General features: G+C 35.1%; 25 protein-coding genes. All 25 read left to right on the top strand.

Annotated features, from left to right (window positions below):
- The first annotated feature begins 67 nt into the window (after positions 1 to 67).
- The 25 genes from ACYIAM_RS07090 to ACYIAM_RS06970 all read left to right on the top strand — a co-directional run bounded on the left by ACYIAM_RS07090 (position 68) and on the right by ACYIAM_RS06970 (position 13,058).
- Positions 68 to 721: a LexA family transcriptional regulator gene (locus ACYIAM_RS07090; protein ID WP_483747762.1), complete on the top strand. Its 654-nt coding sequence runs from the start codon at positions 68 to 70 to the stop codon at positions 719 to 721.
- A gap of 64 nt (positions 722 to 785) precedes the next feature.
- On the top strand, positions 786 to 2,240 hold the full coding sequence (locus ACYIAM_RS07085; protein WP_483747761.1) for a DUF4236 domain-containing protein: 1,455 nt from the start codon (positions 786 to 788) through the stop codon (positions 2,238 to 2,240).
- A gap of 424 nt (positions 2,241 to 2,664) precedes the next feature.
- Positions 2,665 to 3,198, top strand: a complete 534-nt coding sequence (locus ACYIAM_RS07080; protein WP_483747760.1) for a hypothetical protein — start codon at positions 2,665 to 2,667, stop codon at positions 3,196 to 3,198.
- 2 nt (positions 3,199 to 3,200) lie between these two features.
- Positions 3,201 to 3,470, top strand: coding sequence for a hypothetical protein (locus tag ACYIAM_RS07075; protein ID WP_483747759.1), 270 nt, complete (start codon positions 3,201 to 3,203; stop codon positions 3,468 to 3,470).
- Positions 3,471 to 3,537: 67 nt separating this feature from the next.
- Positions 3,538 to 3,837 (top strand): hypothetical protein, encoded by a 300-nt coding sequence (locus tag ACYIAM_RS07070; protein WP_483747758.1) that lies wholly within the window; start codon positions 3,538 to 3,540, stop codon positions 3,835 to 3,837.
- Between the two features lie 96 nt (positions 3,838 to 3,933).
- A complete protein-coding gene (locus tag ACYIAM_RS07065) occupies positions 3,934 to 4,179 on the top strand; it encodes a hypothetical protein (protein WP_483747757.1) in 246 nt (81 codons plus the stop codon).
- Between the two features lie 16 nt (positions 4,180 to 4,195).
- Positions 4,196 to 4,507, top strand: a complete 312-nt coding sequence (locus ACYIAM_RS07060; protein ID WP_483747756.1) for a hypothetical protein — start codon at positions 4,196 to 4,198, stop codon at positions 4,505 to 4,507.
- Positions 4,507 to 4,908 (top strand): hypothetical protein, encoded by a 402-nt coding sequence (locus ACYIAM_RS07055; RefSeq protein WP_483747755.1) that lies wholly within the window; start codon positions 4,507 to 4,509, stop codon positions 4,906 to 4,908. The genes ACYIAM_RS07060 and ACYIAM_RS07055 overlap by 1 nt, the downstream gene beginning before the upstream one ends.
- A gap of 104 nt (positions 4,909 to 5,012) precedes the next feature.
- A complete protein-coding gene (locus tag ACYIAM_RS07050) occupies positions 5,013 to 5,252 on the top strand; it encodes a hypothetical protein (protein WP_483747754.1) in 240 nt (79 codons plus the stop codon).
- A complete protein-coding gene (locus ACYIAM_RS07045; protein ID WP_065560686.1) occupies positions 5,239 to 6,114 on the top strand; it encodes an ATP-binding protein in 876 nt (291 codons plus the stop codon). Before ACYIAM_RS07050 ends, ACYIAM_RS07045 begins: the two co-directional genes overlap by 14 nt.
- A complete protein-coding gene (locus ACYIAM_RS07040) occupies positions 6,101 to 6,781 on the top strand; it encodes a ribonuclease H-like domain-containing protein (protein ID WP_483747753.1) in 681 nt (226 codons plus the stop codon). Before ACYIAM_RS07045 ends, ACYIAM_RS07040 begins: the two co-directional genes overlap by 14 nt.
- A gap of 45 nt (positions 6,782 to 6,826) precedes the next feature.
- Positions 6,827 to 7,396, top strand: a complete 570-nt coding sequence (locus ACYIAM_RS07035) for an Nmad5 family putative nucleotide modification protein (protein WP_483747752.1) — start codon at positions 6,827 to 6,829, stop codon at positions 7,394 to 7,396.
- A 169-nt stretch (positions 7,397 to 7,565) separates the two neighbouring features.
- Entirely contained in the window at positions 7,566 to 8,099 is a 534-nt protein-coding gene (locus ACYIAM_RS07030; RefSeq protein ID WP_483747751.1) for a DNA N-6-adenine-methyltransferase, read from the top strand.
- A complete protein-coding gene (locus ACYIAM_RS07025) occupies positions 8,092 to 8,451 on the top strand; it encodes a DUF2528 family protein (protein ID WP_483747750.1) in 360 nt (119 codons plus the stop codon). The genes ACYIAM_RS07030 and ACYIAM_RS07025 overlap by 8 nt, the downstream gene beginning before the upstream one ends.
- Positions 8,452 to 8,678: 227 nt before the next feature.
- Entirely contained in the window at positions 8,679 to 8,939 is a 261-nt protein-coding gene (locus ACYIAM_RS07020) for a hypothetical protein (RefSeq protein ID WP_483747749.1), read from the top strand.
- A 2-nt stretch (positions 8,940 to 8,941) separates the two neighbouring features.
- Positions 8,942 to 9,100: a hypothetical protein gene (locus ACYIAM_RS07015; protein WP_483747748.1), complete on the top strand. Its 159-nt coding sequence runs from the start codon at positions 8,942 to 8,944 to the stop codon at positions 9,098 to 9,100.
- Between the two features lie 3 nt (positions 9,101 to 9,103).
- The gene (locus ACYIAM_RS07010) at positions 9,104 to 9,421 is read left to right on the top strand and encodes a hypothetical protein (RefSeq protein WP_483747747.1); all 318 of its coding nucleotides are present in this window, start codon (positions 9,104 to 9,106) and stop codon (positions 9,419 to 9,421) included.
- A gap of 2 nt (positions 9,422 to 9,423) precedes the next feature.
- Complete coding sequence (locus ACYIAM_RS07005; RefSeq protein WP_483747746.1) at positions 9,424 to 9,702, top strand: hypothetical protein; 279 nt, start codon at positions 9,424 to 9,426, stop codon at positions 9,700 to 9,702.
- The gene (locus ACYIAM_RS07000) at positions 9,692 to 10,102 is read left to right on the top strand and encodes a single-stranded DNA-binding protein (RefSeq protein ID WP_483747745.1); all 411 of its coding nucleotides are present in this window, start codon (positions 9,692 to 9,694) and stop codon (positions 10,100 to 10,102) included. The genes ACYIAM_RS07005 and ACYIAM_RS07000 overlap by 11 nt, the downstream gene beginning before the upstream one ends.
- 229 nt (positions 10,103 to 10,331) lie before the next feature.
- Complete coding sequence (locus ACYIAM_RS06995; protein ID WP_483747744.1) at positions 10,332 to 10,589, top strand: DUF3850 domain-containing protein; 258 nt, start codon at positions 10,332 to 10,334, stop codon at positions 10,587 to 10,589.
- Between the two features lie 9 nt (positions 10,590 to 10,598).
- Positions 10,599 to 10,898, top strand: coding sequence for a hypothetical protein (locus ACYIAM_RS06990; protein ID WP_483747743.1), 300 nt, complete (start codon positions 10,599 to 10,601; stop codon positions 10,896 to 10,898).
- On the top strand, positions 10,895 to 11,356 hold the full coding sequence (locus ACYIAM_RS06985) for a hypothetical protein (RefSeq protein ID WP_483747742.1): 462 nt from the start codon (positions 10,895 to 10,897) through the stop codon (positions 11,354 to 11,356). Before ACYIAM_RS06990 ends, ACYIAM_RS06985 begins: the two co-directional genes overlap by 4 nt.
- A gap of 247 nt (positions 11,357 to 11,603) precedes the next feature.
- Complete coding sequence (locus tag ACYIAM_RS06980; protein ID WP_483747741.1) at positions 11,604 to 11,825, top strand: LexA family protein; 222 nt, start codon at positions 11,604 to 11,606, stop codon at positions 11,823 to 11,825.
- A gap of 2 nt (positions 11,826 to 11,827) precedes the next feature.
- Positions 11,828 to 12,052 (top strand): DUF4224 domain-containing protein, encoded by a 225-nt coding sequence (locus tag ACYIAM_RS06975; RefSeq protein WP_160431326.1) that lies wholly within the window; start codon positions 11,828 to 11,830, stop codon positions 12,050 to 12,052.
- Positions 12,036 to 13,058 carry a tyrosine-type recombinase/integrase gene (locus ACYIAM_RS06970; protein WP_483747740.1) on the top strand — a complete coding sequence of 341 codons (1,023 nt, stop codon included), beginning with the start codon at positions 12,036 to 12,038 and terminating at the stop codon, positions 13,056 to 13,058. Before ACYIAM_RS06975 ends, ACYIAM_RS06970 begins: the two co-directional genes overlap by 17 nt.
- Positions 13,059 to 13,082 lie beyond the last annotated feature (24 nt).

Here is a 13,082-nt window from a genome sequence, read left to right as displayed (position 1 = left end):
TTGTGATAACTTATGTTTTTTTATTTTTTATAACAAAAGTTATATAATCAAAACACAAGGAGTCTTTATGAATACATTTAATGAGCGTTTTAAAATTGCATTTGATAAATCTGGTTTATCACAGCACGATTTAGCTAAGGCAGTTAATGTTTCTCAACCAGCGATCAGAAAATTAGTGGCGGGTGAGTCAAAAAGTTTTAGAAAAATATCTGAGTTAGCTCAGGCTCTAAAAGTAAATTTAGAGTGGTTGTCTTCTGGGAAAGGAGATTCTGGACTGGATGATCAACAATTTGAATTTATAGGTACAGTTAAAAATGGAGCAGTGAAAGTTAAGGGAGAGGCTGTAATGGGGGCTAATGGAGCTTTTGAAATGGACGAGTCTTTAAATGGATATTTGAAATTTTATAGTGACGACCCAAGCGCGTTCGGGTTGCGAGTTAAAGGTGATTCGATGTTCCCAAGAATTAATTCTGGAGAATTTGTTGTTATAGAACCCAAAGTTATGCCCACATCAGGTGATGAAGTGTTTGTAAGACTGAAAGATGGAAGAAATATGATAAAAAAACTTGAGTATCATCGAGATTCTGAATATCGCTTCACTAGTATTAACCAAGATCATCCACCAATTACAATCAATGATGATTTAGTGGATAAGGTTATGTATGTAGCAGCTATTGTTAAATCATCAAGATTTATCGATGTTCATGATGTTACAACCTAAAAACTCAATCAACCGCTTCGGCGGTTATTAAGCATAGAATACTCAGAAAGGAAAGGTAATAATTATGGCGGTTAGATTTAGAAAAAGGATAAAGATAGCTCCAGGCGTAAAACTAAATTTAAGTTCAAATGGGGCTAGTGTTAGTCTAGGAGGAAGAGGTGCTTCGTTAACCATAGGGAAAAAAGGAGCATATAGTAATTTAAGTTTACCCGGGAGTGGTTTATCATATCGTACAAAGTTATCAAGTAAAAAAAATGTTAAACAAAAACAAACAACTAAAAAAGCAATATCGGATCATATTTCGGTAAAAGTTAGGATAAACGAAGACGGATCTGTTGAATATTTGAACCCAATTGACGACACACATTTACCTGAAAATATAGTTACAAGCATCAAAAAAAACAATAAAGAAACATTAATTTCTCTTTTTAAACAGGCATGTAAAAAAAATAATGACGGCTTAGATTTACTAGATAAGCTTCATTTAACTGTTATGCCACCCTCTGATACTAGAATTTATCATGAAAAAGATTATCCTGAGCCTCGCCCCAAAAAAGCAAAGCTAAAGGAAAAAACATTTTTAAGCAAAATATTCCCTTTTATTGAAAAAAATCGATTAAAATTCAATGAGTCTATAGAGCTTGCATATAATAAAAAACTGAAAAATTGGTCTCAAAAAAAAGAAGAGTTTGATAAAAACGAGCGTGATATTGCATATAGGATCAACGAACTACTAGCTTCTGGCAATGAAGAAGTAATAAATTCTGAATTGGTAACTTTATTATCCAATATTTCATTTCCAAAGGAAACTAATGTCGATTTTGAGATAAATGAAGATAATTTAGTTCTTGATGTAGATTTGCCCGAAATTGAAGACATCCCGAATAAAAAATATACGGCATCAGATAACTCTCTAAGAATTTCAGTAAAAACGATCTCTGACACAGAGCGAAGAAAAATATACATGACACATATTCATTCTATAATTTTTAGAATAATAGCTGATGTATTTAGTTTGATTCCAACAATAAAAAGAATTACCCTTTCCGCGTACTCACAGAGGCCAAACAATCAAAATGGAAATATAGAAGATCAGTATCTTGTAAGTGTTAATATTAATAAAGAGGAATGGAAGTCAATCAATTTTAATAATATTGAGCATGTTGATGTTGTTGAATGTTTTAATCAATTTGATCTGATTCGCGACATGAGTAAAACTGGGGTATTTAAAGCTATTATTCCTTTTTCTACCATAATAAAAGATAATGGCGCAGAGGAGCAAGAAGAGGTAAGCGAGCTTAAATATCCAAATGAAGATAACAGCTTATCAACACAAGAATCAAAGAAAAAAGAAAACAAGCTACAACATCAATCACTTAGTATATTACTTATAATTGGAATTATCTTCTTACCATGCATTTTTTCTTGGTTCACATTAAAAACAGGATACTCTAAGAAAGCAAGGATCATTAGTTTTTCTTGGATGTTTTTATCTATTATTGCTTATTTTCATAAATAAATAACACATTATCACCAACCGCCTTTTAGGCGGTTTTTCACACCTAAAATCTCCTATCGCAAATTTAAAAACACCAATCTGATTAAAAAACAGCCAATCGATAACTTTTATTTAAATATTGATAACTTTTGTTATTGACTAATCTGATAACTAAAGTTATTATTATCACATCAAAACAAATCAACTTAACAAAAAGTTGAAGCTCTTTAAAAATTCGGAAAGTCGGAACAACTTATAAAGTGTTATTCAATTAGACAGTGTGAAAGCGAAGCTTATCTTAGAACGAAATGCCTAGCTCCCTCTAAACTGATGAACGGATAGCGCGGAGTAAGGGAGCGCAACACCTGCTGGGGTATGTACCAGTATTCAAATCAAAGCGCATTCATAGAGTGCGCTTGAGTTTGAGGCAAGAGGAGATAAAAAGATGATTATCAAAGTTGAAAAAGCTCAATTATTGTCAGCTCAATTGTTTAGAGCGTATCAAGACGTAAGATACTACTTAAATGGACTTTTCTTTGACAAGGACGGAACATTAGCAGCAACAAACGGGCATAAGCTTTTTGTTGGAAAGCATTTAAGTAAAATGAAGACGGGTGTAATCGTATCAATAAAAGATAAAATTCCAACCAGATTTTATTATGCAGAAATAAACACACAAAAAGGACTAATCTTTTACAAATCAGAAAAAGATGAAACTTTATCGGTTGGGTTAATTGAGGTTGTTGATGGGGTTTACCCTGATTACAAAAAGATAATACCTAAACTTTCCACTAAAAAACACACGTCAGTCATCGGTTTTAATGCTGAATATCTCAGTGACATCTTAAAAGTCGGAAAAATAATCAGTCCAAAATTCCCTGCAGTAAAAATATTCATGCCGATGAACAGTGATGAGCCTGCTGTTTTTGAATTTTGGAATCAAGAAGCAATAGCAATACTAATGCCAGTAAGGGTGTAAAAATGCAATTACATAGAGCTGTAGAAAACGGTTACGAAAGATCATATTGCAAAATGATGAGCGATATCGAAATGCAAGACGCTAAAGATGATTGGATTGAGACTAGAGCCGAAGAATTAATTAAAAATTTCGGTAACAACAATGATTGGCAAATTGTAGAGCTACTAAAAATAAAGCTAGAAAGCAAAACAATCGACAAAGAAATTTATGACCAATTTATAATCGACATATGCTATTCACAAGCAAAAACTGAGTATAGCAAGAAATTCTGACAGCTCGGAAAGACGAGTATCTATATCCATTCGCCCTCTTTTGAGGGCTTTTTTAGAGGATGATTCAATGGAAAAAGAAAAAGCAAAATTAGCTAATGAGTTAGCTAACAAATTAATATCTGATGCTGTTAAAAATATTCAATCAAATAATGACGATTACATCATAGATTATTTTGCTGAATTAGTATTATCAGTCAAAGCTAAACTCGGAGCTACTCAATTAAATGACGCAAAAAACGCATTAAAGAAAGAAATCAGCATCAGCCCAGATTTTATGAGCGTTCTAGATAGCGCAATAATCTTCGCTAGAAGAATAATATATCTAAATTTAATTCTAAAACCGAAAATGGCTTGGCGCCTGCCTTAAAAGCGCCCTTTTATTCTTAAGCATATTTGCCCGTGAATTAAGTAGCGGGCTTTTTTACAGAATTATCAAGTGGTTAACGATTATAGGGAATAAATAATGGAAAAATTAACACCGCTACCTATTACGCGTGAGATGTGGTCGCTGATCGCTGAAGAATGGCAGTGGACAGTATTGGGTGGCAATGGTTATGTGTATTTTTTTAACCATCAACCTTCTATTGATAAGGTTAGATATGAGTGGATTGATAGTGACGGGTGGAATGGTTGTGACAGTGTGTTAGCGATAAGCACAGAAGGAATAAACTGGAGGTTGTCACTCACAAAAAGGCCAGATGATGTTTAAATTACGGGGGTAAAAAATGACAAGTAAAAAGATTATTGAGCGATTAATACGACTAGATTGGTATGTAAGATGTAAAACTGAGCATGAACTCGCATTAGTACTAAATGCTTGCTTGGATGCAAATATTAGATGGTTAGACAATGTACAGGCGCCGTTTATATCGGATCAAATTCAACAAGAACTACCAGTAGTTATTGGTGCATATTCTCTCTTCGATAGGTACAGACTTTATTGGGAGGTTCAAGATGATTTCGATGCTGGAAGCTCTTTAGAATGCAATTTAGAATGCATAACAGATTGGTTTTTCGAAGAATTGAGGAATGAATAATGGAAAAATTAACACCACAGAATGAACATGAAGAACACATGGTTCAGATTTTATTAGCAAAAATGCAGGGTATACCTGTTGAATATAAAGTTGATGACAACGATTGGTGCTTAGCAGGCCGCGATTGCGTTTCATTAGATATAAAATATCGCATCGCACCGCAACCGACGCCGTTGCCAATTTCACGTGAAATGTGGGCGATGATTAATGAAAAATGGAAATGGGCAGTATTGGGCAGTAATGGTTATGTGTATTTTTTTAACCATCAGCCTTCTATTGATGAGGTTAGAATCACATGGACTGATTATGAGGGATGGGGAGGTTGCTACAGCGTTTTAGCAATAAACATCGGCGGAGTTAGCTGGCGTCGCTCACTCACAAAAAGACCAGGGGACGTTTAAATGAACACAATACCAATTGATTACGTCGGCTGTAATGTACATGACACAGACCGATTCAGGCTAAATTACAAAATGACCAAGGGCGAGCAAATGTACGCCCTTTTTTGCACCTACTTTTTGACATTGGGCGGATTGTTTATGCTGATTCGCTGGATGTTAGAAGTGGCGACGGAGTAAAGATGATGACATGGGAAGAAGTATATAGCTCACTACCAATTCAATCAAGAATGATTATTGATATAGCAGAAGCGTACAGAATTGATTTAACAGAATTAGCAAACTTACTTGTTCAAAAACAAGAAAACGACACACATTTAAATGAGGTTCGATATGGTAGAGATTAGAAAAGCGGTTAGAAAAAAAGCAAAATTAAGATTGGGTATAGCAGCACCCAGTGGCGCAGGTAAAACTTACTCATCATTGCTGTTAGCTTTTGGGCTGGGTCAAAAGGTAGGGTTAATTGACACAGAACAAGGTAGCGGTGATTTATATGCTGATTTGGGCGACTATGACATTATTCAAATTGAAGCCCCCTACACTATTGATAAATATCTACAGGCAATTAAGGCGTTCGAGCAAGCTAATTATGACGTAATTATTATCGATAGTCTTTCTCACGCATGGGCAGGCGATGGCGGTTTATTGGATAAACAAGGGAAAATCGCAGATAGCGGTAAGGGAAATGGCTACACAGCTTGGAGAAGCATCACGCCGGAGCATAATGCGCTAGTTAATGCAATGCTAGCAAGTCCATGTCACATTATCGCAACAATGCGAAGTAAGCAAGAATATGTGCTACAAGTTAATGATAACGGTAAACAAGCTCCAAAGAAAGTGGGCATGGCACCGATTCAGCGCGACGGAATGGAATATGAATTCACTGTCATGTTTGATATTGATATTAATCACAATGCAACATCAACAAAAGATAGAACGCGGTTATTTGACGGCAAAATTTTTAAGATTACATCAGAAACTGGCGAGCAATTACTGGCGTGGTTAAATAACGGTGTTACAAAAGAGCAGGCGGAAGTTAATAATTTCAAAGAAAAGACCTCTAATATTTCATCTTTGGATGAACTGCAGAAATTGTTCGCTATTAGTTTTAATAACTTACGTGGATGCAGTGAGCAAGAAGAAGTTATAGAGCACTACAATCAGTTAAAGATAAAGCTTTCAGAAGGTGAAAATAATGAGACAGTTTAATATTTATTTCGATATAGAAACAATTCCAACACAGTCTGACAATATAAAAAACTATATTCAAAGCAATTTAACAGCGCCGGCAAATTATAAAAAACCCGAAGCGATAAGCGCTTGGATTGAAGAAAACAAAGAACCAACATATCGAAAAACCGCTTTAAATGGCGGTTTCGGTCAAATTGTTTGTATTGGTTATGCAATCAACGACGGAGATGTAAAGGTAATTTATTTTGATGATTGGGCATCATCTGAAAAACAAATATTACAATCATTTTTTAATGACTTGATTGAGTGTTATAGACCAAGTGCAGACATAACACCACATTTTATTGGTCACAATATCGAAAACTTTGACCTGCGCTTTATTTATCAACGTGCAATTGTGTTAGGTATAAAACCACCGGCGTTTTTACCACTCAATAGTAAATCATATAACAATATGTATATATTCGACACAATGACGGAATGGGCAGGTAAACGTAATTACGTATCGCTGAATGAAATTTGTTTGTCGCTTGGTATACCACCAAAAGGCGACGAGATAGACGGCTCTAAAGTTTGGGATTTTGTGCAGGATGGAAAATTAAAACAAGTTGCAGACTACTGCGCTAATGATGTTGAAAAAGTCAGAGCACTTCATAAAAGATTAACGTTTCAAAACATATCTTAATTAAGTTAATAACCGTCCAAGTGACGTTTTTTAAAGGAAAAAATCATGACAAGATTAACTAAAAATATCAAAGAACAAATTTGTAAAAATGCAATTGAACAATCACCAGTAACTAAAGAGCTAGAACTAGCAAATGAAAATTTATCTAAATTGGCACTTGACGTTTATTACGATAACGTAACTGCTGAGCAGATCAAAGAAGCGGATGAGCTAAAAGCTCGCGCTACAGAGCTGCCATTTGACAGAGGTAGTGTTTTTTACACTTACAACCACGTGAGATGTTATTTTAATGGGTTAAACACATGGCTAACATTACCGTCTGAGCGGGTTTTTTATGAATTAAAAGAGTACCCGATGTACACCGCCGATCATGAGTTTTCAAAACGGTTTTTATCATTACAGAACCAGATCGAAAACTTAGAAAAACAAAAAAATGATTTAGAGCATGAAATTATGGCTATCTTAAATAGCTGTGCAACTCTCAAAAAATTACAAGAGATATGGCCAGAATCAGTTAATTTTTTAGACGGTATACAAGTGGATATCACAAAAACCAATTTACCTGCCGTTGTCGTTGAAGATTTAAATAAAAAACTAGGTATAACAGCAAGCTAAAAATAACGTCTGGTATATGCGTTGATAATTAGTGTTAGCAGAGACCTGTCCTCCTTTCAGCTAGCGCACTAGTTTGAAATATACAAGCCGTATTGTTTGATAGACGGTAGTCACGCCGTTGGCGACAGAGTGACGCCCACCCAAATTACTACATCAGAGAGTTTTTAAAATGGCTATTCTAAACAAATCACAAACAGAGAAGCAAAACAAGGATTACTGGCGAACATCAGAGTTATTAATCAATGATGCGCTGAAATTACTGAACATAAAAAGCTTTGATACTGATGTATGTTGCTCAAATGAAGATGTGAAAATAAATAGCGCAACTTGTTATATAACAGAATCTGACAATGCGTTAGAGAGTAATTTATGGTTTTTGTCTGGTAACCAAAGTAACACCTCATTTTGTAATCCACCCTTTTCGCGGAAATGGGAGTTTTTCCAAAAAGCACTTGAGCAAGTGAATAAGTGGAGCAAGCAAGTTTTAATGGTCCTGCCCTACACTCCTATTACCACTGCGTGGAGCGAAAACGTACACGGCAAAAATTGCATTATTTACATTCCGGATGGACGTTATCAATATTTGTTACCGAACGGCGAAAAGCCAAAAGGTAGTTGTAATTTTGATACCTGTTTGATTCTTATTGTGCCGTTTCGCTGTGGGAATGTAAGAGTTAATTATAAGCGAGGTTTAAGTGAGTAAAAAAACATATGAATTAGAGTGGAACAATGCTTTTACAATTACAATTCAGTTAGATCACAAAAAAAATATTGAAGAAATTTTTCACGAAATGAACAACTTTTGGACTGACGGCGATGATCGATTAGATGCGTATGACGGAAATATTATTCGTGTTGGCATAAAACTGATTGCAGATAAAGCATTTTGCCTGATTGTTGAAGGATGTTTTAGTGTTAAACATTTGATATCAAAATTTGAAGACGAAGAAGGGTATTGCAACATTGACGGAAGCAGTGGAATAGAAATTATTGATTATTATTGGAGCGGCTTAGACGATTCCGTTATAACAATAACGGAGGTGGGTAATGATTAATTGGCGTGATGCTAGCAAAGAGTTGCCTGAAAACCTTGCTGATTGCATCGTAATTACTAGGTCATTTTCGCAGGATGGGAAAATTATAACTAACACTCAGAACTCATATTATTACAGAAGAAGCGATAAATGGGGACATGTTAATGGCTGTCATGTTTTAGCGTGGGTTTACACGCATGAATTAATACAGTTATGCGGATTAAATCAATATTTAATAGAGGTGAGAAATGACTAAATTAAATTGGCGCAAATTTCCCGATGAAGCGCCAGAAAAAGAAAACGGCATTGCTCAAAAGCTGTGTATCGTACGTATTCGTTTTTTAAATGGGCGTGAAGAATTGTGTGAGGCAACAGTATATGACTGGTACGACGAACACGCAGAATTCGACGAGTGGATAGATGATTATGTTGGTAAATGGTCTATGCATGATAACAATGAGATAACGCACTGGATTTATGCAGATGAGCTACCGCTACCTAAGGAATAATTATGATTATTTTAAAAATAGAAGAAAAAGAAAACGAAGAAGTCAGTTTTAAATTTAATGAAATAGACACATCAACTGAACTGGAAAAATCTGTTTTAGCGTCCCTTTTGGAGTTTATGCATAATGATTTCGATGTCACTAAAGTGAAAAAAACGGAGTAAATTATGATTACAGATGAAAAATGGAAAAAGCTAAAAATTGGGGATGTTGTCTATGTTGTAGATGATTTCTGTGGTGCTCAGTTAATAAAAAAAACTATATCAAAAATCACAAAAGCACAAATAAAGTTAGACCATACTGAGCATTTGTATGCTCAAACTTATAACAAATCTCAATCTGCTCGTTTGTTTACCAATGCATATGATGCACACCAATACGGAATTAATCTCATGTCAGAAAAACAAGAAAAATTACGTAAAAAAATAAACGAAATAGAGTCTAATAAAGCTCTTTTTACAAAGAGCTATGAAAAAATGGGGTGATTATGATTACAGATGAAGAGTGGGGAACAATAAAAGTTGGGGATGTTATTTGGTATGCAGATCAACATGCATTAACTCCCGAAAAATTAATAATCACCAAAATAACAAAACAATCTGTTTATTGTGACAAGACAAGGATTGATAAGGAGAGTTATTTATTGCATTCAAGTTTAAACGACGCAACGCAAGCTGTAAATTTTAGATTAGAAAAACGAATTGAAAAAATACAGCATCAAATTGATGATAATTTAAAACGACTGGAGCAAGAAAATGGCAAATAATTTAAATCAGTGTCTATTCACGGGCAGAATCGGGAAAATCGAGGAGCGTTACACTTCTGATAACAAGTTAATCGTTAATTTCAGCATGGCAATTGGTAGCTATAAGAAGAATGGCGATAGCTATGAAAACGTCACAGACTGGGCTAATTTACGAGCGTTCGGTAAGATTGCTGAGAAAGTAAGAGATAAAGGCAAAGGTGCTTTTATTCGTGTTACAACTCGCTATAAAACAGATAAATGGCAAGACCAATACGGCAACAACAAAACAGCCATTTATTTTATAGTTGATGATTTTGAAGCGTTAACGTTCGACAAAAGCGGTAATCAGTCAGAACAATCATCTGAGCAAACACCAGCTCAGGCTCAGCAAGATACATTTGATGATAATATTCCTTTTTAATCAATAAGTTATAAAGTTAAACACAAAATCTGTTAATAACTCACTGAACAACCACCTTATTCTATTAATTATTAAATATATGCGCTGATTATTTGGCGTGCAATGAAATAATTGAGAGAGCGTTTTTATCTTTGATTCACCAATTCGGGGGAATCAAAGTATAAATTACAAACACCCCTTTAATGAATTAACGCCAAATTTGGCGAAAAATATTAAGGTGAATCCAATCATGACAACACACGAACTAAAAATTAAATCAAAGTATTTTATGGATGTTGTAAAAGGCATAAAAAAGGCTGAAATTCGTTACAACGATCGAAATTATCAAGTCGGAGATATTCTAAAGTTGCATGAAATTGATGAGGACGGTAGTCGTACCGGCAATCAATGTACTGTTATTGTCTCGCATATTTTAAACGATGCAGAGTATTTGCGCGATGGTTATGTGATGTTGAGTATCAATGTAATGTCTAGGTTTGTATCGTAAGGTGAAAATATGAAAGATGAAAAATTTGGCAAGCTAATGAAATCGCGAACTCTAAAGATCAATAATGCATTAACTGCTCTTGGTTACGATACAGAATACTATTGCGATAGTTGTTATGAGATAAATGGTCATAATGATTTATTTCGCGTGAGAGTTCTACCAAAGGAAAACATCGTTCAAATCGGTGTTAAAAAAACATTCGATCGTTGGGCTAATTCTGTAGATGCATATTTTGAAATACCAGTAACTGTTGATCAATTTAAAGCCGAGTTAATGCACGTAACAAAAATATTAAGAGGCAAGCAATGAAAAAACCACTAAAAACAACTGATGCCATACAAAAATGGCTGGACGGGATAAATAGCGGAATTTTACATCCCAACGTCGATAAGGATGTACAGAGACAAATGAGATTAGGTAATTTGTTAACAGAAACTGGACTGTCAGTACACAAGAATAATTCTGAGACGTCAGCACAACGAACACTATCACGGCTTGGATATACGGATAATGGCGGAGAAGAATGGACACCTCCTCTTGGTAAACCTCCTAAATTTGATTTAATTAATGAACTACGTAAAGAGATAGCAGAATTAAAATCACAAAAACACATCAACGAAATCAAAGCAATGGGTATTGAGGAAGCTGTAAACAACGCTGATAACGAAACGTACATCGGTGTTACTGATGGTGAATTTCCGCCGCAAAAACAATACAGGGCTGAGATTCTGGTATTTGCTGATAATTTAAGAGGTAAAAATGACTAATAAGTATTATATATACGTTGAATGCAAGCGGTGTAAAGGAACTGGTAGGGTTACCGATCACATGATGGGAGTGTGCGGATTTGGACTTGGATATCTAGCGCAAAAACTCGATAGCGGATTTAAATCTGAGTGCCCAGAATGTGATGGTGACGGTAAAGTTAAAAAGAGGGTTTACAGTGAATAAATACAGCAAATTACTGAGTGTTATTTGTTGATGAGAGATGAGAAGAAATTATAGGAGTAAATGATGACAGAGTTAACAAAAAAGCAAAAAAACGTGTTAGATGCTATAAAAGAATTTATTAAAACTAATGGATACCCGCCAACTCGCTCGGAAATGGCTAGCTTTTTTAATTATAAATCCGCTAACGCAATAGAATGTTTTTTTAAATCATTACAGAAAAAGGGACACATAAAAATCATCAAAGGGATAGCAAGAGGAATTATTGTGGTTGATAGAGAGGTGTAAGCATGGCGGAATCAATTATATTAACAGATGATGAACTACATATGTTAACAGGAAAAAAAAGAAAAAATTTACAAATACAATGGTTAAAAGAAAACAAATTTTGCTTTCATATCAATTTGCTTGGAAAGCCAATAATTTTGCGTTCATCATTGAATCAAAAAGTAAGCATTGAACAAAAACAACAGCAAGAGCCAGATTTTGGAGCTTTAAATGGCAAGGAACCGTAAAGACAAAAAAGACAACATCCTCCCTCCTCGCGTGTCAAAAAATAAATATTCATACTATCTTAAAACAAGAGAAAACAAAACCGTCACACTAGGCTCGATAAATATGAGCATGGTAGAACTGTGGGCGAAGTACGAGGGGGTTATTGCTGAACAAAAAGAGGAAATGACGTTTAGTAAGCTGTGGAGTATGCACTTAAATAGTGCCGTTTTTCATAAACTGTCATCACGATCGCAAGAGGATAAATTACGAGGAGCTAAAAAAATATTGCCCGTTTTTGGACATATAAACGTTAATAACATTAGACCCGAACATATCAGGCGCTACATGGACATCAGGGGTGAGCAAAGCAAAGTGCAGGCAAACCATGAATTATCTTATATGTCTGTAGCGTTTGGCTGGGGGTACGAACGCGGGTATTGTAAAATGAATCCTTGCGCTGGTATTAAAAAATTCAGCATTCAAGCAAGAGATAAATATATTGAAGACATAGAGTATTACACCATTTATGATGAAGCGATCGATATACTAAAAGTGGCGATGGAAATATCTTATCTGTGCGCAGTTCGGGAGGGAGATATATTCAAGCTTACGCACAGCCAAATACTCAAAGAGGGTATTTACATAAAACAAGGTAAAACAGGGAAAAGGCAAATCAAACAATGGACAGAGCGACTAGCAGACGCAATTAATTTAGCCAAAAAACTGTTCCCCCCATCCTCCCCCGACTCTCTCGTGTTACAAAATAAATCAGGAGGAAAACTAATACAAAAGACATTTAATTCATATTGGTTGGATGCAAAACGAAAAGCAGAAGAAAAGCTGGGCAGAAAAATCAATTGCACATTTCACGATATCAAAGCCAAAGCTATTTCGGACTACGACGGAGCAACTAAAGATAAACAGCTATTTAGTGGTCATAAGACCGAGGCTCAGGTTAATACATACGACCGAAAAGTGAAAATAACACCTACGTTAAACCCGCCTAAAAAAGAAGATTTATTCTAACTGTATATTCTAAGTTAATTCTAA

The organism is Gilliamella sp. X-60, from assembly GCF_057063585.1.
Note: the sequence above shows the minus strand (reverse complement) of the source record. Positions and strands in the feature narration are given on the sequence as shown.

What these genes read in the sequence shown, in the direction of transcription:
- ACYIAM_RS07035 (WP_483747752.1), top strand. Translation starts at nt 6,827, where the DNA reads ATGACAAGATTAACTAAAAATATCAAAGAACAAATTTGTAAAAATGCA.
- ACYIAM_RS07080 (WP_483747760.1), top strand. Translation starts at nt 2,665, where the DNA reads ATGATTATCAAAGTTGAAAAAGCTCAATTATTGTCAGCTCAATTGTTT.
- ACYIAM_RS07010 (WP_483747747.1), top strand. Translation starts at nt 9,104, where the DNA reads ATGATTACAGATGAAAAATGGAAAAAGCTAAAAATTGGGGATGTTGTC.
- ACYIAM_RS07005 (WP_483747746.1), top strand. Translation starts at nt 9,424, where the DNA reads ATGATTACAGATGAAGAGTGGGGAACAATAAAAGTTGGGGATGTTATT.
- ACYIAM_RS06995 (WP_483747744.1), top strand. Translation starts at nt 10,332, where the DNA reads ATGACAACACACGAACTAAAAATTAAATCAAAGTATTTTATGGATGTT.
- ACYIAM_RS07020 (WP_483747749.1), top strand. Translation starts at nt 8,679, where the DNA reads ATGACTAAATTAAATTGGCGCAAATTTCCCGATGAAGCGCCAGAAAAA.
- ACYIAM_RS07000 (WP_483747745.1), top strand. Translation starts at nt 9,692, where the DNA reads ATGGCAAATAATTTAAATCAGTGTCTATTCACGGGCAGAATCGGGAAA.
- ACYIAM_RS07070 (WP_483747758.1), top strand. Translation starts at nt 3,538, where the DNA reads ATGGAAAAAGAAAAAGCAAAATTAGCTAATGAGTTAGCTAACAAATTA.
- ACYIAM_RS06990 (WP_483747743.1), top strand. Translation starts at nt 10,599, where the DNA reads ATGAAAGATGAAAAATTTGGCAAGCTAATGAAATCGCGAACTCTAAAG.
- ACYIAM_RS07055 (WP_483747755.1), top strand. Translation starts at nt 4,507, where the DNA reads ATGGAAAAATTAACACCACAGAATGAACATGAAGAACACATGGTTCAG.
- ACYIAM_RS07075 (WP_483747759.1), top strand. Translation starts at nt 3,201, where the DNA reads ATGCAATTACATAGAGCTGTAGAAAACGGTTACGAAAGATCATATTGC.
- ACYIAM_RS06975 (WP_160431326.1), top strand. Translation starts at nt 11,828, where the DNA reads ATGGCGGAATCAATTATATTAACAGATGATGAACTACATATGTTAACA.
- ACYIAM_RS07090 (WP_483747762.1), top strand. Translation starts at nt 68, where the DNA reads ATGAATACATTTAATGAGCGTTTTAAAATTGCATTTGATAAATCTGGT.
- ACYIAM_RS07060 (WP_483747756.1), top strand. Translation starts at nt 4,196, where the DNA reads ATGACAAGTAAAAAGATTATTGAGCGATTAATACGACTAGATTGGTAT.
- ACYIAM_RS06970 (WP_483747740.1), top strand. Translation starts at nt 12,036, where the DNA reads ATGGCAAGGAACCGTAAAGACAAAAAAGACAACATCCTCCCTCCTCGC.
- ACYIAM_RS07015 (WP_483747748.1), top strand. Translation starts at nt 8,942, where the DNA reads ATGATTATTTTAAAAATAGAAGAAAAAGAAAACGAAGAAGTCAGTTTT.
- ACYIAM_RS07045 (WP_065560686.1), top strand. Translation starts at nt 5,239, where the DNA reads ATGGTAGAGATTAGAAAAGCGGTTAGAAAAAAAGCAAAATTAAGATTG.
- ACYIAM_RS06980 (WP_483747741.1), top strand. Translation starts at nt 11,604, where the DNA reads ATGACAGAGTTAACAAAAAAGCAAAAAAACGTGTTAGATGCTATAAAA.
- ACYIAM_RS07065 (WP_483747757.1), top strand. Translation starts at nt 3,934, where the DNA reads ATGGAAAAATTAACACCGCTACCTATTACGCGTGAGATGTGGTCGCTG.
- ACYIAM_RS07085 (WP_483747761.1), top strand. Translation starts at nt 786, where the DNA reads ATGGCGGTTAGATTTAGAAAAAGGATAAAGATAGCTCCAGGCGTAAAA.
- ACYIAM_RS07030 (WP_483747751.1), top strand. Translation starts at nt 7,566, where the DNA reads ATGGCTATTCTAAACAAATCACAAACAGAGAAGCAAAACAAGGATTAC.
- ACYIAM_RS06985 (WP_483747742.1), top strand. Translation starts at nt 10,895, where the DNA reads ATGAAAAAACCACTAAAAACAACTGATGCCATACAAAAATGGCTGGAC.
- ACYIAM_RS07040 (WP_483747753.1), top strand. Translation starts at nt 6,101, where the DNA reads ATGAGACAGTTTAATATTTATTTCGATATAGAAACAATTCCAACACAG.